Annotated in this window: 17 protein-coding genes; 11 read left to right on the forward strand and 6 right to left on the reverse strand. The window is 69.5% G+C overall.

The window, feature by feature from the left end:
- Window positions 1-94 precede the first annotated feature (94 nt).
- From VMD50_RS17980 to VMD50_RS17990, 3 genes are read left to right on the forward strand one after another with little or no spacing between them, the layout of a single operon-like run.
- Entirely contained in the window at window positions 95-970 is an 876-nt protein-coding gene (locus tag VMD50_RS17980) for an ABC transporter permease (RefSeq protein ID WP_325429247.1), read from the forward strand.
- On the forward strand, window positions 967-2,805 hold the full coding sequence (locus tag VMD50_RS17985; RefSeq protein ID WP_325429206.1) for an ABC transporter ATP-binding protein: 1,839 nt from the start codon (window positions 967-969) through the stop codon (window positions 2,803-2,805). Before VMD50_RS17980 ends, VMD50_RS17985 begins: the two co-directional genes overlap by 4 nt.
- Complete coding sequence (locus VMD50_RS17990) at window positions 2,798-4,471, forward strand: ABC transporter family substrate-binding protein (RefSeq protein WP_325429208.1); 1,674 nt, start codon at window positions 2,798-2,800, stop codon at window positions 4,469-4,471. Before VMD50_RS17985 ends, VMD50_RS17990 begins: the two co-directional genes overlap by 8 nt.
- Here VMD50_RS17990 and VMD50_RS17995 read toward each other — a convergent pair.
- The 4 genes from VMD50_RS17995 to VMD50_RS18010 form a co-directional block, all read right to left on the reverse strand.
- The gene (locus tag VMD50_RS17995) at window positions 4,458-5,720 is read right to left on the reverse strand and encodes an alpha/beta fold hydrolase (protein WP_325429210.1); all 1,263 of its coding nucleotides are present in this window, start codon (window positions 5,718-5,720) and stop codon (window positions 4,458-4,460) included. The genes VMD50_RS17990 and VMD50_RS17995 overlap by 14 nt on opposite strands.
- Window positions 5,721-5,784: 64 nt before the next feature.
- On the reverse strand, window positions 5,785-7,374 hold the full coding sequence (locus VMD50_RS18000) for a GMC family oxidoreductase (protein WP_325429212.1): 1,590 nt from the start codon (window positions 7,372-7,374) through the stop codon (window positions 5,785-5,787).
- Between the two features lie 53 nt (window positions 7,375-7,427).
- Window positions 7,428-10,061 (reverse strand): AAA family ATPase, encoded by a 2,634-nt coding sequence (locus VMD50_RS18005; RefSeq protein ID WP_325429214.1) that lies wholly within the window; start codon window positions 10,059-10,061, stop codon window positions 7,428-7,430.
- Window positions 10,058-11,194 carry a metallophosphoesterase family protein gene (locus VMD50_RS18010; protein WP_325429216.1) on the reverse strand — a complete coding sequence of 379 codons (1,137 nt, stop codon included), beginning with the start codon at window positions 11,192-11,194 and terminating at the stop codon, window positions 10,058-10,060. The genes VMD50_RS18005 and VMD50_RS18010 overlap by 4 nt, the downstream gene beginning before the upstream one ends.
- 239 nt (window positions 11,195-11,433) lie before the next feature.
- Between VMD50_RS18010 and VMD50_RS18015 the strand changes: the two genes are divergently transcribed.
- Window positions 11,434-12,861, forward strand: coding sequence for a PE domain-containing protein (locus VMD50_RS18015; protein ID WP_325429218.1), 1,428 nt, complete (start codon window positions 11,434-11,436; stop codon window positions 12,859-12,861).
- Between the two features lie 5 nt (window positions 12,862-12,866).
- Window positions 12,867-13,370: a SixA phosphatase family protein gene (locus tag VMD50_RS18020; protein WP_325429249.1), complete on the forward strand. Its 504-nt coding sequence runs from the start codon at window positions 12,867-12,869 to the stop codon at window positions 13,368-13,370.
- Between the two features lie 6 nt (window positions 13,371-13,376).
- On the opposite strand, the gene VMD50_RS18025 is transcribed toward VMD50_RS18020, so the two are convergent.
- Together VMD50_RS18025 and VMD50_RS18030 are read right to left on the reverse strand one after the other, a co-directional pair.
- Window positions 13,377-13,922 (reverse strand): DUF3558 domain-containing protein, encoded by a 546-nt coding sequence (locus VMD50_RS18025; RefSeq protein ID WP_325429220.1) that lies wholly within the window; start codon window positions 13,920-13,922, stop codon window positions 13,377-13,379.
- Complete coding sequence (locus tag VMD50_RS18030) at window positions 13,919-14,485, reverse strand: DUF3558 domain-containing protein (RefSeq protein ID WP_325429222.1); 567 nt, start codon at window positions 14,483-14,485, stop codon at window positions 13,919-13,921. Before VMD50_RS18030 ends, VMD50_RS18025 begins: the two co-directional genes overlap by 4 nt.
- Window positions 14,486-14,612: 127 nt before the next feature.
- Here VMD50_RS18030 and VMD50_RS18035 point away from each other — a divergent pair, with 127 nt between their 5' ends.
- The 6 genes from VMD50_RS18035 to VMD50_RS18060 all read left to right on the forward strand — a co-directional run bounded on the left by VMD50_RS18035 (window position 14,613) and on the right by VMD50_RS18060 (window position 24,142).
- A complete protein-coding gene (locus tag VMD50_RS18035; RefSeq protein ID WP_325429224.1) occupies window positions 14,613-16,367 on the forward strand; it encodes an ABC transporter ATP-binding protein in 1,755 nt (584 codons plus the stop codon).
- The gene (locus VMD50_RS18040; protein WP_325429226.1) at window positions 16,364-18,253 is read left to right on the forward strand and encodes an ABC transporter ATP-binding protein; all 1,890 of its coding nucleotides are present in this window, start codon (window positions 16,364-16,366) and stop codon (window positions 18,251-18,253) included. Before VMD50_RS18035 ends, VMD50_RS18040 begins: the two co-directional genes overlap by 4 nt.
- A gap of 218 nt (window positions 18,254-18,471) precedes the next feature.
- Window positions 18,472-19,620, forward strand: coding sequence for a BTAD domain-containing putative transcriptional regulator (locus VMD50_RS18045; protein ID WP_325429227.1), 1,149 nt, complete (start codon window positions 18,472-18,474; stop codon window positions 19,618-19,620).
- Window positions 19,621-19,743: 123 nt separating this feature from the next.
- Window positions 19,744-21,450 (forward strand): serine/threonine-protein kinase, encoded by a 1,707-nt coding sequence (locus tag VMD50_RS18050; RefSeq protein WP_325429229.1) that lies wholly within the window; start codon window positions 19,744-19,746, stop codon window positions 21,448-21,450.
- 6 nt (window positions 21,451-21,456) lie between these two features.
- A complete protein-coding gene (locus tag VMD50_RS18055) occupies window positions 21,457-22,089 on the forward strand; it encodes a class I SAM-dependent methyltransferase (protein WP_325429231.1) in 633 nt (210 codons plus the stop codon).
- Window positions 22,090-22,237: 148 nt separating this feature from the next.
- Complete coding sequence (locus VMD50_RS18060) at window positions 22,238-24,142, forward strand: serine/threonine-protein kinase PknH/PknJ (protein WP_325429233.1); 1,905 nt, start codon at window positions 22,238-22,240, stop codon at window positions 24,140-24,142.
- Window positions 24,143-24,163 lie beyond the last annotated feature (21 nt).

The following is a 24,163-nucleotide window of genomic DNA, read 5'->3' on the forward strand; positions in this document are numbered from 1 at the left end:
GGTGGGGGCAACTCCCAGCCGCGAAGCGGCGAGGGGGAGAGCGACGCAGTTGAGCCCTGAAGTGTCTGCGGCGCATGGGGTTCCGAGTGCCGATGTGGTGGAGTTCGCCTCGCGGCGCAGCCTGGTGCTGCGCAGGTTTGCCCGCAACCGCCTCGCGGTGGCGTCGCTGACACTGCTGGCGCTGCTGTTCGTCGGTTGCTACGCGCTGCCGTCGCTGTTGCCCTACTCCTACGACGACCTCGACTTCAACGCGCTGCTGCAGCCGCCCAACACCCGGCACTGGCTGGGCACCAACGCGCTGGGCCAGGACCTGCTGGCGCAGATCCTGCGGGGCATGCAGAAGTCGATGCTGATCGGTGTCTGCGTGGCGTTCATCTCCACCGGCATCGCCGCCACCGTCGGGTCCATCGCCGGCTATTTCGGCGGCTGGCGGGACCGGGTGCTGATGTGGGTGGTCGACCTGCTGTTGGTGGTGCCCAGCTTCATCCTGATCGCCATCCTCACGCCGCGGGTCAAGAAGTCGTCCAGCGTCCTGCTGCTCGTGCTGCTGCTGGCCGCCTTCGGCTGGATGATCAGCTCGCGCATGGTTCGCGGCATGACCATGAGCCTGCGCGAGCGCGAATTCATCCGCGCCGCACGCTATATGGGGGTGTCCAGCCGCCGGATCATCGTCGGCCACGTGGTGCCCAACGTCGCGTCCATCCTGATCATCGACGCCGCGCTCAACGTCGCGTCGGCCATCCTGGCCGAAACCGGACTGAGCTTCCTGGGTTTCGGCATTCAACCGCCCGACGTGTCGCTGGGCACGCTGATCGCCAACGGCACCCAGTCCGCGACCACCTTCCCGTGGGTGTTCCTGTTTCCGGCCGGGGTCCTGGTGCTGATCCTGGTGTGCGCCAACCTGACCGGCGACGGGCTGCGCGACGCGCTCGACCCGGGCAGCGGGATGGCGCGGGGCGGCGCCCGATGAGCCCGCTGCTCGAAGTGACCGACCTCGCGGTCTACTTTCCGACCGACGGCCAGCCGGTGACCGCGGTGCGGGGCATCAGCTACCGCATCGACCCCGGCGAGGTGGTGGCCATGGTCGGCGAGTCGGGTTCGGGCAAGTCGGTCTCGGCGATGGCGGTGGTGGGACTGCTGCCGGAATACGCGCAGGTGCGCGGCTCGGTCCGGTTGCACGGCACCGAGCTGCTGGGGCTCGGCGACGAAGCGATGTCGCGGTTCCGCGGCAAGGCGGTCGGCATGGTGTTCCAGGACCCGATGTCGGCGCTGACGCCGGTCTACACCGTCGGTGACCAGATCGCCGAGGCCATCGAGGTCCACCAGCCGCGCGTGGGCCGCCAAGCGGCGCGCCGCCGCGCGGAGGAACTGCTTGAGCTGGTGGGCATCTCGCAGCCGGAGCGCCGAGCCCGCGCCTTTCCGCATGAGCTGTCCGGCGGCGAACGGCAGCGGGTCGTCATCGCGATCGCGATCGCCAACGACCCCGACCTGTTGATCTGCGACGAACCGACGACCGCCCTGGACGTCACGGTGCAGGCCCAAATCCTCGAGGTGCTCAGGACCGCCCGCGATGTCACCGGCGCCGGGGTGCTCATCATCACCCACGACCTCGGCGTGGTCGCCGAGTTCGCCGACCGGGCGCTGGTGATGTACGCTGGCCGCGTCGTCGAATTCGCCGGCGTGGCCGAGCTTTACCGCGGCCGCCAGATGCCCTACACCGTGGGGCTGTTGGGGTCCGTTCCCCGGTTGGACGCCGCCCAGGGCACCCGGCTGGTGCCCATTCCCGGCGCGCCGCCGTCGTTGGTCGGGCTCGAGCCGGGCTGCCCGTTCGCGCCGCGCTGCCCGCTGGTGATCGACGAATGCCGCGCCGCGGAGCCGGAATTGATCGAGGTCGGCGTGGACCACCGGGCGGCGTGCATCCGCACCGACCAGGTCGGCGAGCGCAGCGCCGCGGACATCTACGGGGTCAACACCTCGGCCCACGCGGCGCCGGCCGGCGACACACCCGTCGTCGTGCGGGTGCGCGACCTGGTCAAGACCTACAAGCTGACGAAGGGCGTGGTGTTGCGCCGGACCGTCGGCGAGGTCCGCGCCGTCGACGGCATCAGCTTCGAGCTGCGGCAGGGCCGCACCCTGGGCATCGTCGGTGAGTCCGGCTCGGGCAAGTCGACCACGCTGCACGAGATCCTGGAACTGGTTGCGCCGCAGTCGGGGTCGATCGAGGTGCTGGGCAGCGATGTGGCGTCGTTGACCGCGGCGGGCCGGCGAGCGCTGCGCCGCGACATCCAGGTCGTGTTCCAGGACCCGGTGGCGTCCCTGGACCCGCGGCTGCCCGTCTTCGAGCTGATCGCCGAACCGTTGCGCGCCAACGGCTTCAGCAAGAGCGCCACCTTCGCGCGGGTGGCCGAGCTGCTCGACATCGTGGGCTTGCGGCGCGCGGACGCGACCCGCTACCCCGCTGAGTTCTCCGGCGGCCAGAAGCAGCGCATCGGCATCGCGCGGGCGCTTGCGCTGCAGCCCAGGATCCTGGCCCTCGACGAACCGGTGTCCGCGCTCGATGTCTCGATCCAGGCCGGCATCATCAACCTGCTGCTCGACCTGCAAGAGCGGTTCGGCCTGTCGTATCTGTTTGTTTCCCATGACCTTTCGGTGGTCAAACACCTGGCCCACCGGGTGGCGGTGATGCACGCCGGCACCATCGTGGAGCAGGGCGACAGCGAGGAGCTGTTCCGCAATCCGCGGCACGATTACACGCGGCAGCTGCTGGGCGCGGTGCCGCAACCGGATCCGGGGAAGTATGTCTAGCGGGCGCAAGGTTTTGAGCCTGGCGGTGGTCGCCGCCTTGGCGCTCACCGGGTGCTCGCCGGCCATCGACTTGGCGCCCTCGGCGGGCAACAACGCGTCGATCGGCACCACCAGCGACGTCAATCCGCGGGACCCCGCCACGCTGCGAGACGGCGGCGACCTGCGGTTGGCGCTCAGCGACTTTCCGCCGAACTTCAACATCCTGAGCATCGACGGCAACTCGGCCGAGGTCGCCGGGTTGGTGAAGGCGACCCTGCCGCGCGCGTTCGTCATCGGGCCGGACGGCTCGACGACCGTCGACACCGACTACTTCACCAGCGTCGAGCTCACCGGGACCAACCCGCAGGTGGTCACCTACACCATCAACCCGAAAGCCGTGTGGTCCGACGGCACGCCGATCACCTGGCGCGACATCGACAGCCAGATCCACGCTCTCAGCGGCGCCGACAAGACCTTCGAGATCGCCGGACCCGGCGGCGCGGACCGGGTCGCGTCGGTCACCCGGGGGGTGGACGACCGGCAGGCCGTCATGACTTTCGCCAAGCCGTACGCCGAGTGGCGCGGCATGTTCGCCGGCAACGGCATGCTGCTGCCGGCCAGCATGACCTCCACGCCCGAGGCTTTCAACAAGGGCCAGCTCGACGGGCCCGGCCCGTCGGCCGGTGCGTTCGTCGTATCCTCGTTGGACCGGACCACGCAGCGAATCGTGTTGACCCGCAACCCGAAATGGTGGGGCGCAAGGCCGCGCCTGGACAGCATCACCTATCTCGTGCTCGATGACGCCGCCCGGCTGCCGGCGCTGCAGAACAACACGATCGACGCCACCGGGATCGGCACGGTGGACCAGCTGACGATCGCCCAACGCACCAAGGGCATTTCGATCCGCCGCGCGCCCGCGCCCAGCTGGTCGCACTTCACGTTCAACGGTGCCCACGGGGCGATCCTGGAGGACAAGGCGCTGCGGGTCGCAGTATCCAAGGGCATCGACCGGCAGACCATCGCCAGGGTCGTCCAGTACGGGCTCACCAGCAACCCGGTGGCGCTGAACAACCACATCTACGTCGCGGGGCAGGAGGGCTACCAGGACAACAGCGCCATCGTCCCCTACGACCCGGCCGAGGCGAGCCGGGAACTGGACGGGTTGGGGTGGAGGCTCAACGGCCAGTTCCGCGAGAAGGACGGTCGCCAGCTCGTCATCCGCGATTTGTTCTACGACGCGCAAGGCAGCCGGGTCTTCGCGCAGATCGCGCAGCACAGCCTCGCCCAGATCGGGGTCAAGCTCGAGCTCGTCGCGAGGTCCGGCAGCGGCTTCTTCACCAACTACATCAATGTCGGGGCCTTCGATATCGCGCAGTTCGGCTGGCTCGGCGACGCGTTCCCGCTCTCGTCGCTGACTCAGATCTACCAGTCCGACGGCGCAAGCAACTTCGGCAAGATCGGCAGCCCGGAGATCGACGCCGCGATCGAGCGCACACTCGAAGAGCTCGATCCGGGCAAGGCGCGGGCGTTGGCCAACGACGTCGACAAGCTCATCTGGGCCGAGGGATTCAGCCTGCCGCTGACCCAATCCCCCGGCGATGTCGCGGTGCGCAGCACACTGGCCAACTTCGGCGCGGTCGGTCTCGCCGACCTGAACTACACCGCGATCGGGTTCATGCGGAGCTGAACCGGCGCCGCAGCAGCCTGACGCCCGGCACGGTGGGCAAGGCCGGCAGGGCGCCCTCGGCGATGGCGGCCACCTCGATCGCCTTCCACAGCAAGCGAATTCCGGGCCGCGGCGGGAGCGCATCCAGCGCCGGCGCCTGGGCGGCCAGCCCGTCGAGCTCGCCCCGGCACACCGCGCCGGCGATGGCCAGCGCCGCCGGCTCGCGAAAGTCCAGTGCGCTGTGCGCCATCGTGGGAAGAGTCAACAGCGTCGCGCCGGGAATCAGCGACGCCACCCGCTGGGCGATCGGCGGCGGGGTGATGAGATCGCGGCCGCCGGAAATCACCGCCGTAGGCCAGTTGAATTTTGGCATTTCGGCGGGCAGGTCATACGGCTCGTCCTCGAAAGTGACCCGCTGAGTGCGCGTTTCGCGTTCGGCCACGGCCGGGTCGAGCGGCAGGCCGTCGGGTTCGGCGGCGTAGTCGAGTTCGCGGAACGCGATGCGGCTCACCAGGTCCTCCTCGTAGCGGTATGGCAGGTTGGAGAGGATGGCGAACTGAGAGATGGCCGACCACAGTAACTTTCGTCCGTCGAGCAGCAGGTCGAGCTGCCGGTTCAGCAGGGCCGGGCCGCCGTAGCCGTAGATCGTTGCGACGACCTGCGTTGCCGCGGCGGTCATCACACCGGCATCGACGAGCTTGCGGATTTTGGGTGCCAGTAGGGCGGTTTCGGGGGTGTCGCCCTTGAGCAGGAGCCGGCGGATCGCGCGGCGCACGATCACGATGTCGTGGCGGGAGAGCAGCGGCGAGTCGAGGACCATCGCGTGCACCCGCACGGGGTGGCGCACGCCGACCCCGGCCGCGATGTAGCTGCCGTACGACGTCCCGTAGATGACGGCGGAGTCCACCCTGGCGTCGTCGAGCACGGCCGCCACGTCGTCGACGACCTGATTCACGGTGAGCGCGTGCGGCGGGAGGTCGGCGCCGTCGTCGTCGTGGCGCGACATTCCCACGCCGCGATGCTCGACCATGATGACGTCGAGGCCGGCGGCGGCGGCGCGGCGCCGCAGCCCCCTGTACATCTGCACCGACGCCACCCCCGGACCGCCCGGGATGATCACCAGCGGATGGGCGGACTTGCGGCCGGTGCGCACGTAGTAGAGATCGAACCGTTGAGAGCTGTGCGGCGACACCGGCCTTCGCACGCAGCGGACACCCGGCAGGGCGGCCAGCTTCTCTTGTGCGCGGCGCCGTTTCGCGGTCATCGTCATAGGTATCGCCCCGCCATGGTGCCAGGGGTACCCGGCTGATGCCCGGGGCAAGCGCCGGCGGGGTTCACCCGCGGATCAGATCGGCGGCTTTTTCCCCGATCAGCACCGACGGCGCGTGGGTGTGCCCGCGAACGGTGCCGGGCATCACCGAGGCGTCGGCGACCCGCAGACCGTCGACGCCCCGGACCCGGAGCTCGGGATCCACCACGCTGGCCTCGTCGCTGCCCATGCGGCAGGTGCCCAGGGGGTGATACAGGGTGTGCGAGCAGGTGCTCAGCGCCAACTCGAGCGTGGCCTCGTTGAGTTCGGTGCAGCCAAGCGGTCGCGCGATGGGGCCGAGCAGGCCCTTCAGCGCGGGAGCCTCGGCGATCCGGGCGCATATCCGCAGCCCTTCCATCATCGCGGCACGGTCCAGGCCGCCGGGGTCGGAGAGGTAACGCGGGTCGATGACCGGCTTGGCGTGGGGGTCGGCGGAGCGCAGCGTGATCTGCCCGCGGCTTTCCGGGGCGACGAGGATGGGCCCGAACACCACCCCGTGCCCCGGCGCCTTGGCCAGCAGGCCCTCGTCATAAAACGGGGCGGGAGCGAAGATCAGCTCGAGGTCCGGCAGGTCGAGCTCGGGCCGGCTGCGGAGAAACCCGTACGCCTCGGCGACGTTGGAGGTGAGCATTCCCCGGCGTGCCAACAGGTAGCTGATCAACTGTCTGGGTTTTTCGGCGGCGGCCAGGCTGTCGCCGTCCACGTCGAACCCCATCGGTGTGACCAGGTGATCGAGCAGATTCCGCCCCACCTCGGGTGAGTGGTGGACGGTGTCGATGCCGTGATCGGCAAGGTGTTCGCGATCGCCGATGCCCGAAAGCATCAGCAGCTGCGGGGTGTTGATCGCGCCGCCGCAGAGCACCACCGCGCGGCGCGCGTAAGCGACGCGTTGCTGGCCCTCGCGCCGGTATTCCACGCCGACCGCGCGACTCCCGTCGACGATCACCCGGGTGGTAGTGGCCCCGGTGAGGACGGTGAGGTTCTTGCGGCGCAGCGCCGGGCGCAGATAGGCGTCGGCCGTGCTGTATCGGGAGCCGCGCCGCTGGGTGACGACGGTCTCGCAAAAGCCTTCGGGCCGTGGGGAATTGGGTGGCGCGGGAAGGAAACCGCACTCGCGCACCGCGGCCAGCCACGCCGCCGTCGCGGGCCTCGGGCTGCGTTGACGGGAGATGCGCACGGGGCCCGTCACGCCGCTGTCCTCCCCGCTCACGAAATGCCAGGCGTCGGTGACGTTCTCGATGCGACGGAAGTATCCAAGCACCTCCGCGGCGGACCACTGGGGCCCCGCTCGCGCCGCCCACTCGTCGTAGTCGGCCGCGAATCCGCGCACCCACATCATGGCGTTCATCGACGACGACCCGCCCAGCACCTTGCCCCGGGGCCAATAGATCTCGCGACCGGCGAGCCCGGGTTGCGGCTCGGTCAGGTAATCCCAGTCGACCTCGCTACGGAAGAGCTTGGAGAAGGCCGCCGGAATTCCGATGAACCGGTTCTTGTCACGCGGCCCGGCCTCCAGCGCGACCACCGCCGCGGCCGGATCGGCGCTGAGCCGATTCGCCACGACGGCACCCGCCGAACCGGTGCCCACAACGACGTAGTCGCACTGAACGTCCATGGTCCTCTCGTTCCGAAGAAAGAGTCTAAACGCGCGCGATCGGCCCCGAGCGGCTAAGCGGTCAGATCGATGCGGTGGGCACCCTTGACCCCGTCATACCGGTCCGGGCTGCAGGTCAGCACGATCACCTGTCCGTGAGCGCCCATGGTGTCGAACACCTCCCCCATCCTGGCCAGCCGGTCGGGGTCGGTGAACCCGAGCGCGTCGTCGACCACCACGGGGACGGTGTCCTCCTTGGCGACCAGGGCGGCGCCGGCCAGCCGCGCCAGGATGCCGAGTTGCTCCTTGGCCCCGCCCGAGAGGGATTCGTAGGGCACCGTGACGCCGTTGAGGGTTCGGCTGCGGATGCACAGGTCGCTGTCGACGTCGACCTCGAAACTCGGCCCGAACACCGGACGGCCCAACCGCTGCAGCTCGGCACGGTAGGGCTCGACGTAGCGCAACCGGGTGGTGTCACGGTGGCGCGCCATCACCGAGCGCAGCAGCTGCGCGGCCCGGGCCCGGGCATCGACCCGCGAATGCTCACTGGCCGCCTGCTCGCGCTCGGCCTGCGCCGCGTCGAGCTTGCCTTGCCGCCCCTCGCGGCCAAAGAGCGAGAGTTCGATATCGATCTCGCGCAACGCGCCTGCGGCGGCTTCGTAGCGGTCGCGCAGCGACTCGGCCGCTTCTTCGGCGGCGGCCAGTTCGGCGGCCACCGCCTCCGGCGCCGCGGCCGCCAGCTCATCGGCCAGCTCGGTGACCCGCCGCTCGGCGCGCCGCGCCTCCAGCTGCCGGGACTCCGCGGCTGAGGCCACGTCCTGGTCACCGACCGACGCCCGCTCTTGGGCCAGGCGCGCGATCGCGGAGTTCAGCTCGCTCCGTTGGGTCTCCAATTTGTGCTGCGAAATGGCTGCGGCGGACGATGATTCGGCGAGTCGACCGGTGGCGGCGGCCGCTGCCGCCCGGCGCGTCTCGCTTGCGGCGGCCGCGGTGGCGCGATCCGCCTCGGCCGCGTCGAGCTCGGCGCGGGCGGTGGCGACGTCGATGGCGGGCTCGTCCGGTTGGCCGGTTCGCAACTGCGCCAGCCGGGCGCGCAGTTGGTCGATGTCCCCATCGCCGCACAACCCGGCCAAGGTGGCGGTCAACTGGTCGCGGCTGCTCTGGAGCTCGCGGCGGCGCCGGTCGGCGGCTCGCGCGGACGCAACGTCGGCGACGTTCGCGGCCGCCAAGGCGTTCGTCAGCTCTTGTTGTGCTGCAGCGTATCTCGCTTGGACGTCGAGCGTGGTCGCGCCGGGCGTGACCCGGGCCGTCAGCACGCCGGGCACCTGGACCGTGGTGGGGCCGGTCGCCGTGATCGACCAGCTTTGGCCCGCCCGCAGCGACACCCGCCGGTCGCCGGTGTCCAGCTCGATGTCGGTGACGGCGGTGAATTCCACCGCGGCAGACGTCAACGCCAACTGGCCGCCGATGCGGTCGACGGCGGCGGCGGCGTTCTCGATGCGCCGCAGCGATTCCTCGTTGATGGCGATCAACGGCGGCTCTGCGAGCTCCGCGCAGACCCGGTCGCGGTCGCCCTGGATGGCCGCGATTCGGGCCAACCGGGCGTTCAACCGGTCGGCCTCCTCGCGGGCGGCGAGTTGATCGACGGCGCGGCGGGCGGATTCGGCGCGGCGTTGCAGTTCCGTCAGGAGCTGCACGGCTTCCTCGACGGCGGCGGCCGAGGCGTCGGCGTCGGTTGCCGCCGTCGCCCGCGCATCGGCGGCCGCCCGCGCTTCGGCCTCGGCCGCGGCGACGGTAGCGGTGCGACTCCGGATTTCTTCGAGTAGCCGCAAGCGCCCGGCATGGGCGGCGGCTGCGGCTGCGCTGGTCGCAGCCGCGGCGCCGGCGACCAGCTTGGCCTCGCGCGCGTGGTTGGTCAGTTCGGCGATCCGGTCGGCGGCGGCCCGCGCGGCGACCAGCCCGGGGCCGGCGGCGGCCCGCTGTTGTTGCAACTCGGCGACCTGCTCGGTCAGCCCGGCGTGGCGACGCACCCGGTCATCGACCTCGGCCACCGCCGCGGCGCACTTCGCGACCGCGGCCTCGGCGTCGGCCAGCCGGGACATCGCGGCCGACCACTCGCCGGTGGGACGACCGGTCGGGGTGAAGTAGCGGCCGTACTCGGCGTCGATCCGCTCGATCAGCAGCGGCTCGGTCAGCGATGCCGCCGCGTCGGTGCCTGATTGCGTACCGGCGGCCACGTCGAGCGCGCGGGACAGCGCGTCGCAGCCGGACAGATCGACTGCGGCGGTCGACGTGGCCTGCAGCACCCGTTGGGCGTGCCAGAGATCGTTGTCCACCGTCTCGGCCAGCATCGCCCGGACCCGTTCGTGGGCCTCGTCGCCGGTCAGCTGCTCGCGGCGCGGTGTCAGCACCGTCAGCTCCGTCTCGCATCTCTTGTGGAACCGCTTCCGGTACACGAATCGGTAAGGGCCGCAGCTGATTTCGGCACCGACCTCGGAGCCGACGTCGCTGTGGGTCGGCTTGACCTGCTTGACTTCTTTCTTCGTCGAGCGGTCCTTCGATTCGATCAGCAGGTCCAACGCCTCGACCATGGACGACTTGCCGACCTCGTTGGCGCCGCACACGACGACCACCCCGTGGTCGGGGAACTGGATGTCGCGGTGTGCGATGCCGCGGTAGTTCGTCAGCGTCAGCCGGTGCAGCTTCACGCGGCCCCCCGATCCGTCAGGCGCAGCAGCAGCGCCAGCGCGGCCTGCGCGTCGACGGCCGCCTCGGAGTCCTCGCGCGCCGTTGCCACCAGCTCCTCGACGGCCGCGGCGGCGAACCCGCCGATGCCGAGATCGGTGAACTCGCCGTCGGCGGGTACCACGGCCAGTTCCGTGTGGCGTTCCCACAGGCCCAGCCACGCGAAGAGCCGCGCGTACCTGTCCAGGCACGCGTCCAGCGCGGCGCGGTCGGTGACCGTCAGCGAACCGGTCAGCGCCAACCGCACGACGGTCCGGTCCTTTTCGGTCATCAGGTCGAGATTCATGTCGAGGTCGGCGATGTCGCGGCTGGTGTCCACCTGGCGTCGCATCGTGGCGAACCGCCAGCGACCGACATGCCGGGACTGCACGGCGACGGCGTCTTCGTCGACGTCGACGACGAGCACGTGACCGGGGTCGGATTCGACGTCGTCGAAGTTGGTGACTTCCGGTGAGCCCGAGTACCAGATCCGGCCGCTGTCGCCGACCTGCGTGCGTGAATGCTTGTCCCCCAGCGCCACATAGTGCAGCAGGCCGCGGTTGACGGCGTCCTCGAGCTTCGCGAGCCGGATCAGCGAGGGTTTCTCGCGGTCGGGGTCGAGGACGTCAACGCCGCCGTGGGCGACGAGAATCCGGGTGACCGGTTCCCGCGTGAGACCTTCGATGACCTCGGCGGTCAGGTCGGTGGTCGGCGACTTGGACCGCCACGGCGCGGCGACGATCTCCACTCCCGGCCGGACCTGATGAACGCCGGGCCTATCGAGCACCACCACGTTGTCGGGGCGTTCGGCGGTGAACAGCGGGCTGGTGTACACCGACGACGCGTCGAGGGGATCGTGGTTGCCCGGGAGCAGGTAGACGCGAATCCCGATGGCGCGCATGGCTTCCAGCGACTGCCCGATGACCTGTGGGGAGAGCTGGTTGTGCTCGAAGACATCACCGGCCACCACGACGAATTCGGCGCCCACCTCCGCCGCCAGCGCGCCGAGACCGGCCACCGCGTCGCGGCGGGCGGCCGAATACCGCGGCTGGGCCTCGCCGGCGAGGAAGTGCCGCGTCATGCCGAGCTGCCAGTCGGCGGTGTGCAGGAATCGCATGGCGGCCACTCCTTTCGGGATCACGGCTATCAGGGCACCGCGAAGTCTAGGTCCGGGCACCGACAAGACGCGGGACGTCGCCCGGCAGGTCCGCGGGTGTGCTGTGCAACGGCACGCGCGCGGGCGACCGGAACTGCTCTCATTCCGAATCTCGCATTACGAACCACGCAAGGTCTGACCTCGTTTAGCATTTTTCAGCTGTCCTGATGTTGCCGCGCCACCGAGGATGGGAGCCGCAGATGCCGTCGTTAGTGATCGCAGCACCCGAGGCGCTCGCCGCGGCGTCGGCGGATCTGACCGGGATCGAGGAGGCCATCAAGGCGGCCTCCGCCGCGGCGGCTCCCTCGACGACGGGCATCGCCGCGGCGGGCGCCGACGAGGTGTCGGCGGCTGTCGCGAGTCTCTTCGGCGACTTCGCCGAAGAGTTTCACACGCTGACCGCGCAGACGACGCTGTTTCACTCCCAGTTCGTGGGGACGTTGAGCGCCGCCGGAGCCACCTACGTCGCCGGCGAGCTCACGAACGTGTCGCTGCTGGTGAAGGGGGTGGAGCAACAGTTCTTCGACGTGGGGTTCTTTTCCCCGTTCACCTACCTGACCGGGCAACCGCTGTTCGGTCAGGGTGCCGTCGGGCCCGCTGTCACCGGGACCACCGGGCCCGGCCTGGCCGGCAGGCTGATCACCGGCTTTCTCAACGGGACTCTCGGAAGTCAGAGCGGCGGCGTGTTTCAGGGGACGGGGACCCCCGGCCCGGTGACCGGGGTCCGGGAGGGGATGTCTTACCTGGAGATTCCCGTTGGTCCCCACGGCTATGACGCCCCGGCGCGCTGGTACTTCCCGACGCAGGCAGACGGTTCGGTGAATGCCCGCGGTGTCATCTATCTGCAGCACGGTTTCCTGGGAACGGGCGGCTGGTACGGCAGTCTGGCCATCGCCCTGGCGTACGGCACCGACAGCATCGTGGTCGTCCCCACCGTGTCGTCGATTCCGTTGCCGATGGGCGCCTGGCTGGGCGGCACGCAGATGCAGCAGGCGGTGGGCTCGTTGTTCCTGGGCAACGAGACGGCGCTGAACCTCAGCGCCAGCCAGGCCGGTTACCACGGCACGCTGCCCCAAAGTTTCATGATCACCGGACATTCCGCGGGCGGGGGCCTCGCCACGCTCGCCGCCGGCGATTACATCGCGGACCTCGGGACGAACACCGCCAACAACCACCTTCTCGGTGTCGTGATGTTCGACGGGGTCGCAAGTGACTCCTCGGCCTTCGCGGCGGCGATCGCCAACCTGAAGACGTTGAACATCCCCGACTATGTGGTGGCCTCGCCGCCGCAGCCGTGGAACGCGTTCGGTGCCACCACGAATGAACTGGTCAGTCTGTACCCGGGGCAGTTCACCGGGGTCGAGCTGGTCAACGGCTCGCATGTCGACTCGCTGCTGGGCAACAAGCCCGTCATCGACTTCGTCGCGCAGCTGTTCACCTCCTTCTCCCCGGGCGGCAACACCGCGGCCGTGTACACCCTGTCCACGGGCTGGATCAACGACATCTACGCCGGGCACGGCCCGCTCAGCCCGCTCTACGGCCTCTACGGGACCACCGGCGGGTACGTACCCCCCGGTGGCCAGCAGATCACCCTGGGCCCGGCCACCGGGACCGTGCTGCCGGTGTGACTGCGATGAATGGTCGGCGCACTCTGCTGCTGATGCGGCATGCGAAATCGGACTACCCGGCCGGGGTCGCCGACCACGACCGGCCGTTGGCGCCGCGCGGCATCCGCGAGGCCGGGCTGGCCGGGAATTGGCTGCGCGCCAACGTGCCATCGATCGACGCGGTGCTGTGCTCCACCGCGACACGCGCGCGGCAGACCCTGGAAAACACCCGTGTCGGCGCCCCGGCGCGCTACAGCGAGCGGCTGTACGGCGCCACCCCTGGGACGGTGATCGAGGAGATCAACCGGACGACCGACGACGTCGGCACCCTGCTGGTCGTCGGTCACGAGCCGACGACGTCGGCGCTGGCGCTCATCCTGGCCGACGACGACGGGACGGACGACGCTGTCGTGGAACGCATTTCAACGAAATTCCCGACGTCGGCGATCGCGGTGCTGACGCTGACCTGCGCGTGGCAGGGACTGGAGCCGGGCCGGGCCGCGCTGACGGGTTTCGCAGTCCCGCGCTAGACCGCTCTACGAGTTAGTGGCCAGCGTCAGCTCCATGAGCTTGATGGCCTGCCCGCACGCGTCGATGCCGGGCGCCTGGGGGTTCACCCACCAGCCGACCACCCCCGCCGCATTGCTGGCCACACCGCAGGCGCCGTTCGGGTCGTCCGGGCGCATCACGATCGACTCGATGCCCGCGATCGCACGGTTCTCCACCTTGTACTTCAGGAAGTCGGCCACCTTGCGCTCGTTGCCCAGGCTGCCCTGCTCGAACCAGAACCGCGTGATGTCGATCAGGCCGGCCGGGTTGGCGGCCTGCCAGCGGCAGATGGCGCCGACGAAGGTGCTTTGGATGTCGAGCGGGTCGGCGCCCACGGTCTTGGCCAGGATGTCGCTGGTCAACACCTCACATTCCTTGAGCAGGTTCGGATACTGCTGCTGGGAGTTGTTGTTGCGCGGGACGTTGCCGCCGGCCTTCACGGCGTTGCCCCCGACAGACCTCGAGCAGCCCGTCAGCACGAGCACCGTGGCGAGCAGCACGGCCGCGCCGGCCCGGACGGTTCTTCGGGTCATTTGGAGTTCGCAATCGATTGACGGGCCAGTTCCTTGGCGATGTCGCAGGGCGGCGGGAACGGCTTCTGGCTGAAGCTCACCGACCACTCGATGAAGTCGTCCTGGAACTGGATGCCCACTTCGCAGAGCGAGTCGCCCAGGTTCGGCTCGTTGCCGACGGCGATGAAGCCGCCGTGGCCGTTGATGTTGATGTCGTCGACGCTGGCGCGCGACAGCTCCTCGGTCTTGCGTTCACGCCCGATCGGGCTGCCGCGATACCAGGAAAAGGAAAAGTGCGGGCCGAGAATGCCGCCGCCCGCCAGCCACTGGCATCCCACGGAGTTGCGGGCGGTGTTCACCAGCCCGGTCACCTTGGTCAGGTCCGACACCGTCTGATCGCTGATGCCCCCGCATTGCGGGAACATCGGCCCGTGGTGACCATCCCCGCCGCCGGGCGTCGACGATGCCGTCGCTCCCGGCTTGTTGTCGCCGGAACCCGAGCAGCCCGCAATCGTCGGGATCAAGATCGTCAGAGCCGACGCCGCCAGAGCCAGCGCCCGAGCGCCTCGCCTACTGCTGGTCACACGATGCACTGTAGCGGCAGCCCAGGGGTCAGCCGCCGATGACGCGCCTGAGCAGGCAATTCAGCCCCTCGGTCGACGCGCGGCGGTGTCGGCGACCGCGGCGCGCGCCGTGTGCGACAGTTACGAAATGCTCCTGGCACTGCTGCGCCAGTACATCCGGCCGTACCGCCGGCTGGTCGCGGTGCTGACGGCGCTCCAGCTGACGAGCACCCTGGCGTCGCTGTACCTGCCCACGGTCAACGCCGCGATCATCGACGAGGGCGTGGCCAAGGGCGACGCGGCCACCATCGTCAGGCTCGGCATGGTGATGCTCGCGGTCACCGGTTTGCAGGCGTTGTGCGCGGTCGGGGCCGTCTACTTCGGCTCGCGGACCGGCATGGGCTTCGGCCGCGACCTGCGGCGGGCGATCTTCGAACACGTCACCAGCTTCTCCGAGCCCGAGACCGCCCGGTTCGGCGCGCCAACGCTGTTGACGCGCAGCACCAACGACGTCCGGCAGATCCAATACCTGGTCCAGATCACGGCCACCGTCCTGATCACCGCGCCGATCATGTGCGCCGGCGGCATCGTCATGGCCATCCATCAGGAGGCCGCGTTGACCTGGCTGCTGCTGGTCAGCGTGCCGATCATGGCGGTGGCCAACTACTTGATCATGTCGCGCATGCTGCCCCGGCTGCGCCGCATGCAGGGCCTGATCGACGGCATCAACCGGGTGCTGCGCGACCAGCTGTCGGGCGTCCGGGTGGTCCGAGCCTTTGCGCGTGAGGACTTCGAGCGCGACCGGTTCGCGCGCGCCAACGCCGCGCTGTCGGACACGGCGCTGACCACCGGCAACCTGCAGGCCCTGATGCTGCCGGTGACCACCCTGACCATCAACGTGTCCAGCGTGGCGCTGATCTGGTTCGGCGGGCTGCGCATCGATCGCGGCCAGATGCAGGTCGGCTCCCTGACCGCCTTCCTGGCCTATTTCACCCAGATCCTGATGGCGGTGTTGATGGCGACCATGACGCTGGTGGTGCTGCCGCGCGCGTCGGTGTGCGCCGAACGGATCACCGAGGTGCTCTCGACCCGCGCCGCGGTGCAGAGCCCGCCGAATCCCCGGTTCCCGCGCGGCGGGATCACGGGCGTCGTGCGACTGGACGGCGCGACCTTCAGCTATCCGGGCGCCGATCGCCCAGTGCTGCAAGATATTTCGCTGACCGCTCGGCCCGGCACGACCACGGCCATCGTCGGCAGCACCGGTTCGGGCAAGTCGACGCTGGTATCCCTGATCTGCCGGCTCTACGACGTGACCGCCGGCGCCGTTCTGGTCGACGACGTCGACGTCCGCGATTACCACACCGAGCGGCTGTGGTCGGCGATCGGGCTGGTGCCCCAGCGCGGCTACCTCTTCACCGGCACGGTGGCGGACAACCTCCGCTACGGCGCGGCCCCCGGGCAGGTGGTGACCGACGACGAGATGTGGGAAGCGTTGCGGGTGGCCGACGCCGACGGGTTCGTGCGGGCCCACGACGACGGGCTGCACATGCGGGTGGCCCAGGGCGGAATCAACTTTTCGGGTGGGCAACGGCAACGGCTGGCGATCGCGCGTGCGGTCATCCGCCGGCCGGCCATCTACCTGTTCGACGACTCGTTCGCCGCGCTCGACGTGCACACCGACGCGCGGGTGCGCGCGTCGCTGGCGCAGACGTCCGGCGAGGCCACGATCATCGTTGTGACGCAACGTGTTTCGACCGCCGCCCAGGCCGACCAGGTGATCGTCGTCGACGGCGGGAAGCTGATGGGCGCGGGCACGCATGAATCGCTGCTGGCCGACTGCCCCACCTACGCCGAATTCGCCGACTCGCAGTCGGTCGGCGCCGGTGTCGGAGGGACGCCATGACCGTGGCGACCGCCGGCGCCGCGCCGCCGGTCCCGACCGGGCGATCCCGCGACTTCTGGGGCTCGGCGGCCCGGCTGGTGAAACGGCTTGCGCCGCAACGGGGGCTGAGCATCGCCGTGATCGCACTGGGCATCACCGGTACGGTGATCGGGGTCGTCGTTCCCCGGATCCTCGGCCACGCCACCGACCTGCTGTTCAACGGCGTCATCGGGCGCCGGCTCCCCGCCGGAATCACCAAGGCACAGGCCGTCGCCACGGCCCGGGCCCGGGGCGACAAGGCCTTCGCAGACCTGCTGTCCGGGATGGACGTGGTTCCCGGCCGGGGCGTGGACTTCGGCGCGGTGGGCCGGACCCTGATGTTGGCGTTGGCCCTGTATATCGTTGCCGCGCTGCTGATCTGGGTGCAGGCCCGGCTGCTCAACCTCACGGTGCAGCGGACCATGGTCGCGCTGCGTTGCGACGTCGAGGACAAGGTTCACCGGCTGCCGTTGTCCTACTTCGACGGGCGCCAACGGGGTGAGCTGTTGAGCCGGGTCACCAACGACGTCGACAACCTCCAATCGTCGCTGTCGATGACGATCAGCCAGCTGGTGACGGCGATGCTGACGGTGGTGGCCGTGCTGGCGATGATGGTGTCCATCTCGCCGCTGCTGGCCCTGATCACCCTGCTGGCGGTGCCGATCTCGCTGCTGGCTACGCGCGCGATCGCGCGGCGTTCGCAGCGCCTGTTCGTGGCCCAGTGGAAGAGCACCGGACGCCTCAACGCCCACATCGAGGAGACCTACAGCGGGTTCACTGTCGTCAAGACGTTCGGGCACCAGGCCGCGGCGCGCGAGCAGTTCCGCCGCTGCAACGACGACGTCTACGAGGCCAGTTTCGGCGCCCAGTTCTTCTCCGGACTGGTGGCACCGGCGACGGCGTTCGTCGGCAACATCGGCTACGTCGCGGTCGCCGTCGTGGGGGGCCTGCAGGTGGCCACCGGGCAGATCACCCTCGGCAGCATCCAGGCCTTCATCCAATACGTCCGGCAGTTCAACGCGCCGGTCAGCCAGGTCGCCGGGATGTACAACACCCTGCAATCGGGGGTGGCCAGCGCCGAGCGGGTGTTCGACCTGCTCGACGAGCCGGAGGAGCCACCCGCGCCAGGGCGGGCACTGCCACCGTCCGACGGCGGACGCGTCGAGTTCCGGGGCGTGAACTTCGCGTACCGGCCGGGCACGCCGGTGATCCAGGACCTGTCGCTGGTGGCCGAGCCGGGCAGCACGGTGGCGATCGTCGGCCCGACCGGCGCGGGCAAGACCACCATGGTCAACCTGCTGATGCGCTTCTACGACGTCGATTCCGGGCAAATCCTGGTCGACGGGGTGGACATCAGCACCGTGAGCAGGCAGTCGCTGCGATCGCGAATCGGCATGGTGCTGCAGGACACCTGGCTGTTCGACGGGACGATCGCGGAGAACATCGCCTATGGGCGGCCGGGGGCCACCGACGACGAGGTGGTCGCGGCCGCCAGGGCGGCCCACGTCGACCGGTTCGTGCACACGCTCCCGGCGGGCTACCAGACCCGCGTCAGCGGGGACGGCGCCAACATCAGCGCCGGCGAGAAACAACTCATCACCATCGCCCGCGCATTCCTGGCCCGCCCGCAGCTGCTGATCCTGGACGAGGCCACCAGCTCGGTCGACACCCGCACCGAGGCCCTCGTGCAGCGCGCCATGCGCGAGCTTCGCCGGGACCGAACGAGTTTCATTATCGCGCATCGCCTTTCGACGATCCGGGACGCCGACCGGATCCTGGTCGTGCAGGCCGGCCGCATCGTCGAACAAGGCAACCACCCCGAGCTGCTGGCCGGGCGGGGCGCCTACTACGCGATGACCCGGGCGTAGCCGCCTTCGTTCAGGCGTGGGAGACGAGCAACGAGCTGATGGTCGTCACGCTCTGAGCCGACGGCCGAATTCTCTGAGCCCTAAACTGATTCGCGCGTGCATTTGCTGCGACGCGGCGAGTTTCGCGGGTTGTTACCTAATTTCGCCGGTTCGTATCACAATGACAGGGCAGCTCATTGGCACGCGAGGCGCGAAAGACAGGGAGGCTGCTGAGCGCGATGGTGGACACACGTCTCGAGTTCGGCCTGCTGGGACCGCTGCAAATGAGCGTTGACGGCGACTTGGTGCCGCTGGGCACCCCCAAGCAGCGGGCGGTGCTGGCGATGCTGCTGATGAACCGCAACAGCCCGGTTGGCGTCGATAGGCTCACGACCGCCCTCTGGGGCGACTCGCCGCCGTCGGGGGCGAGGGCCAGCATCCACTCCTACGTGTCCAACCTGCGAAAGCTCCTCGCCAGTTTCGGGGTCGACTCGCGTGTGGTGTTGGCCGCGGCGCCGCCGGGCTATCGCCTCGGCATCCCCGACAATGCTTGCGACATCGGGCGATTCATCGCCGAGAAGACCGCGGGCGCGCAGGCGGCCGCCGCCGGCCGGTTCGAACTGGCCGGCCGGCACCTGTCCGCGGCCCTGGCGGAATGGCGCGGGCGGGTGCTCGAGGACCTGCGCGACTTCGGGTTCGTCGACACCTTTGCCACCGCCCTGGTCGAGGAGAAGATCCTCGTCCACACCGCAAAGGCGGAGGCCGAAATCGCTTGCGGGCGCGCCGCTGCCGTGATCACCGAACTCGAAGCTCTGACCGCGGAGCATCCTTACCGCGAGCCGCTGTGGGCGCAGCTGATCACGGCTTACTACCTCACCGACCGCCAATCCGACGCGTTGGCGGCCTACCGGCGCGTGAAAGAAACACTCGCCGATGACCTCGGGATCGACCCGGGCCCGAACCTGCGCGACCTCAACGACCGGATCCTGCGCCAGGAACCGTTGGACGTCAAGAAGACCGCCGTGACCACCGCCACCGTGACGCTCACGGTGATGGACCACCACAGCATGGTGTCCGAGCGGGATGCCGTCGCGTACCTGCGCGAAGATTCGGGCGAGAGCTATGCGCTGCAAGAGGCCGCGACCCGCATCGGGCGTCTCAGCGACAACGACATCGTCCTGGCCACCCCGAAAGTCAGCCGCTACCACGCCGTCATCGTCGACACCGGCAGCAGCTTCGTCATCAACGACCTGCGCTCGTCGAACGGCGTGCACGTGCAGCGCGAGCGCATCCGCAGGGCGACCCCGCTGCACGACGGCGATCACGTGCGCATCGGCGAGCACGAGTTCACGTTCGAGATCGCCGCGGGAAACCAGACCGAAGCCTAGGACGCCCGGCACGATCTACACCAAGCCGGCCGACGCCAAGGGTCGTCACCGCCTGAAGCGTTGGCCTATTGCCCGGCGAAGGTGTTGATATGGTCGGCGAGTCTGGGTTGGTTGGGAGGAACGATGAGCGGGGCGCCGGGCTCGCGTTCGGGGTCGATGTTCGGACCCTATGAGCTCAAACGGGCCCTGGGTCACGGCGGGATGGGCGAGGTCTACGAAGCCGAACACACCGGCAAGGGCTGGACGGTGGCGCTCAAGCTGATGTCGGAATCCGTCAGCAGCGATCCGGTGTTCCGCGAGCGGATGAGGCGCGAAGCCCGCATCACAGGTCGCCTGCAGGAACCCCACGTGGTGCCCATCCACGACTACGGCGAAATCGATGGGCAGATGTATCTGGAGATGCGCCTCATCGAGGGCACCGACCTGGACACGTTGCTCAAGCGATTCGGGCCGCTGAGCCCGGCACGCGCGGTGGCCATCATCACCCAGATCGCGTCGGCGCTCGACGCCGCCCACGCCGCCGGGGTGACGCACCGCGACGTCAAGCCGCCCAACATCCTGGTCACCCGCGACGACTTCGCCTACCTGGTCGACTTCGGCATCGCCAGCGCCACCACCGACGAGAAGCTCACCCAGCTCGGCACCGCCGTGGGCACCTGGAAATACATGGCGCCCGAACGGTTTTCCAACGACGAGGTCACCTACCGCGCCGACATCTATTCCTTGGCGTGCGTGCTCTACGAATGCTTGACCGGGTCCCCGCCATACGCGTCCGACAGCGCCGGGGTGCTGGTCAGCGCCCACCTCATGAACCCCATCCCCCGGCCCAGCGCCAAACGGTCGGGGATCCCCAGGGCTTTCGACGCGGTGATCGCCCGCGGCATGGCCAAGAAGCCGCACGACCGCTACGCCAGCGCCGGTGACCTGGCGCGCGCCGCCCATGACGCACTCACCGATCCGGAGCAGACCCAGGCCGTCAACATCCTGCGCCACAGTGCGCAATCCGCCCCGTCCGGGATGAACGGCGCCGGTGGTCCCGTCCCGCACCCGCCCGCGCCCGCAGGTGACCGGGCCGGTCCCGGGCGGATACCGCAACCGATGCACGGCGCGGGGCCTCCCGCACCGAACCCTCCGCGCTACCAAGCACCCTTCGGCGGCCCGCCACCGCAGTTCGCCGCCCCCTTGCCCTGGGGACCCGGGCACCCCCCGGCGCCACCGCGCAAACGCAACCCCTGGGCCATCGTCGCCGCAGCCGCCGCCGTCGTGGTCGTCCTCGTCGTCGCCGCGGTCGGCGTCGCGATCGCCGTCGGACACGACGACAGCGAGACCCCCTCCGCGGCCAGCACCACCCCCACGACGACGACCACCAACACGACCCCGAAACCGCCATCCACCCCGCCCCCGGGCGCCGCGAACCGGCTGCTGGGCCTGCTGCCGACCGGCTATCCGCCCGGCACGTGCAAACAACAGGGCCAAATGCCCGGCGCGATCGTCTCGGTCATGTGCGGTCAGAACACCGATCCCAACGGTCCCGCGGTCTCGGCCTATGGGCTATACCCGGATCTGCAGGGTCTGCAGGACGCGTTCAGCGGCTTCACCGGAAGCGACACGATCGTTAAGTGCCCCGGGGACAAGGCATCACCGGGCACCTGGTGGCACAACAAGGATCCGAACACCATCCTCGGTCAGATCGCATGCGGGACCTACAACGGTGACGAGCCGCAGGTCCTGTGGACGAACCAGCAGACCTTGGTGTTCGCGGTCGTCAGCGGAAATCCGCAGGGGCCGAACATGGACCAGCTGTACAAGTGGTGGGCTTCCCACTCGTAACCACCGATGACGGTGCACTGGGATCACAACGCCCACTACCAGCGGACGCTGTTGCGGCAACTGCCGCGGCGATGCGGACGGGTGCTCGACGTCGGTTGTGGCGCGGGGGGATTCGCGGCGCGACTGGCCGAGCGCGCCGATCATGTTGATGCGATCGACAAGTCGGCGGCGATGATCGAGGCGGCCCGGCGGCGCACGCCGGCCAACGTCACCTGCACCCTCGCCGACGTGCTGGAAACGCCTTTGCCCGCAGAGGATTACGACGCGATCGTGTCGATCACCGCGTTGCATCACGTGCCGCTCTGCGAGGCCCTGCGGCATCTGGCGCCGGCGTTGCGACCGGGCGGCGTGCTGGCCGCAGTCGTACTACCGCGGATCGACCTGCCCCGGGAGGCTCCCGCCGAAATCGTTGCGGCGGCGGCGAATCGGATGCTCGGCGCCGCGTTCGCCGCACTGCGGGCGACCGGCCGCGGCAACTGGTACGGACCGGACCCGACCAACGAGGCGATGCCGGAAGTTTTCGATCCGCCGCTGACCACCCGGCAGGCCCGTGAAATCGCCGCCGCGACCCTGCCGGGCGCCCGCATCCGCCGGCTGCTGTTCTGGCGCTACCTCCTGTTGTGGCGGCGGCCCGCGTAGCGATGCCGCCCGGAATGCCGCATTGTCCAGCGGCGGGGCCGTCGGGGGCTTACCGTCTTGATTGCTGAGTCGGGGCTCGCGGGCGGCCGTTCAGGTCGGGCGGTGTTGATATGGTCGGCGGGTCCGGGGTCGGTTTGGAGGGTCAGGGATGAGCGACGCGCAAACCTCACGTGTGGGCTCGATGTTCGGGCCCTATCACCTGAAACGACTGCTGGGCCGCGGTGGGATGGGCGAGGTCTACGAGGCCGAACACACCGTCAAGGAGTGGACGGTGGCGCTCAAGCTGATGTCGGACACGTTCAGCAAGGACCCGGTGTTTCGCGAGCGGATGAAGCGCGAGGCCCGCATCGCCGGTCGTTTGCAGGAACCCCACGTGGTGCCCATCCACGACTACGGCGAGATCGACGGCCAGATGTACATGGAGATGCGCCTCATCGAGGGCACCGACCTGGACACGTTGCTCAAACGGTTCGGCCCGCTGACCCCGCCGCGGGCGGTGGCCATCATCACCCAGATCGCGTCGGCGCTCGACGCCGCCCACGCCGCCGGGGTCATGCACCGCGACGTCAAGCCGCCCAACATCCTGGTCACCCGCGACGACTTCGCCTACCTGGTCGACTTCGGCATCGCCAGCGCCACCACCGACGAGAAGCTCACCCAGCTCGGCACCGCGGTGGGCACCTGGAAATACATGGCGCCCGAACGGTTTTCCAACGACGAGGTCACCTACCGCGCCGACATCTACGCGCTGGCCTGCGTGCTGCACGAGGCCCTGACCGGGTCGCCGCCCTATCGCGCCGACAGCGCGAGCACCCTGGTCACCGCCCACCTGATGGACCCGATCCCGAAGCCCAGCGCCGTGCGCCCGGGCGTCCCCAAGGCCTTCGACGCGGTGATCGCGCGCGGCATGGCCAAGAAACCCGAAGACCGCTACGCCAGCGCCGGCGATCTGGCGCTGGCCGCCCACGAGGCCCTCAGCGACCCCGATCAAGACCACGCCGCCAGCATCGTGCGTCGCAGCCAGGAAGCCACCCTGCCCGCCACCGCCGAGGCCGCCACCGCGGACAGCGGCGGGCCCACCCTGGCCGCCAGCGCCATGGGCCCGCCGCCATCCCGGGCCACCACCCCACCGCCCGCACCGGTTCAGGGTTCGCCGGCGCCCTACCCGGCCGCGCCGGCACCCAGTTCGGGCCCCCTGCCGCAGGCCGCCCAAACCCCGCGGCCGTGGGCACCCGACAGTGGCCCCGTGCCGACCGCCGGCCAGTCCGGGCCGCAGGCCTACCAGGGCGGCAGCGGCAACTGGGGCGGCCCGCCACCCCAGTTCACCGGCCCGGCTCCCTGGAATCAGCCGCCCCCCAAACCCAAACGCAGCCCGTGGCCCATCGTCGCCGCGGTCGCCGCCGTGATTGTCCTCGCGGCCGGCGGCGTGGGGATCTGGCTGGCGACCCGGCCCTCCCCGGCGCCGCCGCCGGACCCGATCCCGGCCGGCCGGCTCGGCGCCCTGCTGCTGGATCCGTCGGGCGTCAACACCATCATGGGCTCTTCCGCCATGACGCCCGGCAAGCCCCTCACGTCGATGGACGCCACTTCGGTGACGCTGTCGTTGCCGAACTGCCAGGGGGCGCTCTATACCAGCCAGGATCCCGTGTACGCGGGCACCGGCTACACGGGAGTGAGCGGGCTGGTGTCCTCCGAACCCGGCGACGACTACGACCACTGGGTCAACCAGGCCGCCGTGGCGTTCCCGTCCGCCGACAAGGCCAAGGCGTTCGTGCAGAGTTCGGCGGACAACTGGAAGGGCTGCGCCGGCAAGACGGTGACCGTGACAAACAAGAACAACAAGACGTATCGGTGGTCGTTCGCTCAACTCACCGGCAGCCCACCGAAGATCGCCATGCTGGAGACCCAGGAAGGCGCCGACGGCTGGGAGTGCCAGCGCGCGATGGGCGCGGCGAACAACGTGGTCGCCGACGTCAACGCGTGCGGTTACCACATCAGCGATCAGGGCGGGCAGGTCGTCGACAAGATCCTCGCCAAGGTCGACGCTGAATAATCGGGCGCAGCCGCCGAATCC

Source organism: Mycobacterium sp. (assembly GCF_035506235.1).
In the GTDB taxonomy this organism is placed as follows: Bacteria; Actinomycetota; Actinomycetes; order Mycobacteriales; family Mycobacteriaceae; genus Mycobacterium.

Excerpts from the sequence above, each read along its gene's own strand:
- VMD50_RS18025 (WP_325429220.1), bottom strand. The coding sequence starts at position 13,922 with ATGACCCGAAGAACCGTCCGGGCCGGCGCGGCCGTGCTGCTCGCCACG.
- VMD50_RS17995 (WP_325429210.1), bottom strand. The coding sequence starts at position 5,720 with ATGACGATGACCGCGAAACGGCGCCGCGCACAAGAGAAGCTGGCCGCC.
- VMD50_RS18000 (WP_325429212.1), bottom strand. The coding sequence starts at position 7,374 with ATGGACGTTCAGTGCGACTACGTCGTTGTGGGCACCGGTTCGGCGGGT.
- VMD50_RS18035 (WP_325429224.1), top strand. The coding sequence starts at position 14,613 with ATGCTCCTGGCACTGCTGCGCCAGTACATCCGGCCGTACCGCCGGCTG.
- VMD50_RS18055 (WP_325429231.1), top strand. The coding sequence starts at position 21,457 with ATGACGGTGCACTGGGATCACAACGCCCACTACCAGCGGACGCTGTTG.
- VMD50_RS18060 (WP_325429233.1), top strand. The coding sequence starts at position 22,238 with ATGAGCGACGCGCAAACCTCACGTGTGGGCTCGATGTTCGGGCCCTAT.
- VMD50_RS18015 (WP_325429218.1), top strand. The coding sequence starts at position 11,434 with ATGCCGTCGTTAGTGATCGCAGCACCCGAGGCGCTCGCCGCGGCGTCG.
- VMD50_RS18020 (WP_325429249.1), top strand. The coding sequence starts at position 12,867 with ATGAATGGTCGGCGCACTCTGCTGCTGATGCGGCATGCGAAATCGGAC.
- VMD50_RS17985 (WP_325429206.1), top strand. The coding sequence starts at position 967 with ATGAGCCCGCTGCTCGAAGTGACCGACCTCGCGGTCTACTTTCCGACC.
- VMD50_RS18010 (WP_325429216.1), bottom strand. The coding sequence starts at position 11,194 with ATGCGATTCCTGCACACCGCCGACTGGCAGCTCGGCATGACGCGGCAC.
- VMD50_RS18050 (WP_325429229.1), top strand. The coding sequence starts at position 19,744 with ATGAGCGGGGCGCCGGGCTCGCGTTCGGGGTCGATGTTCGGACCCTAT.
- VMD50_RS18045 (WP_325429227.1), top strand. The coding sequence starts at position 18,472 with ATGGTGGACACACGTCTCGAGTTCGGCCTGCTGGGACCGCTGCAAATG.
- VMD50_RS18040 (WP_325429226.1), top strand. The coding sequence starts at position 16,364 with ATGACCGTGGCGACCGCCGGCGCCGCGCCGCCGGTCCCGACCGGGCGA.
- VMD50_RS17990 (WP_325429208.1), top strand. The coding sequence starts at position 2,798 with ATGTCTAGCGGGCGCAAGGTTTTGAGCCTGGCGGTGGTCGCCGCCTTG.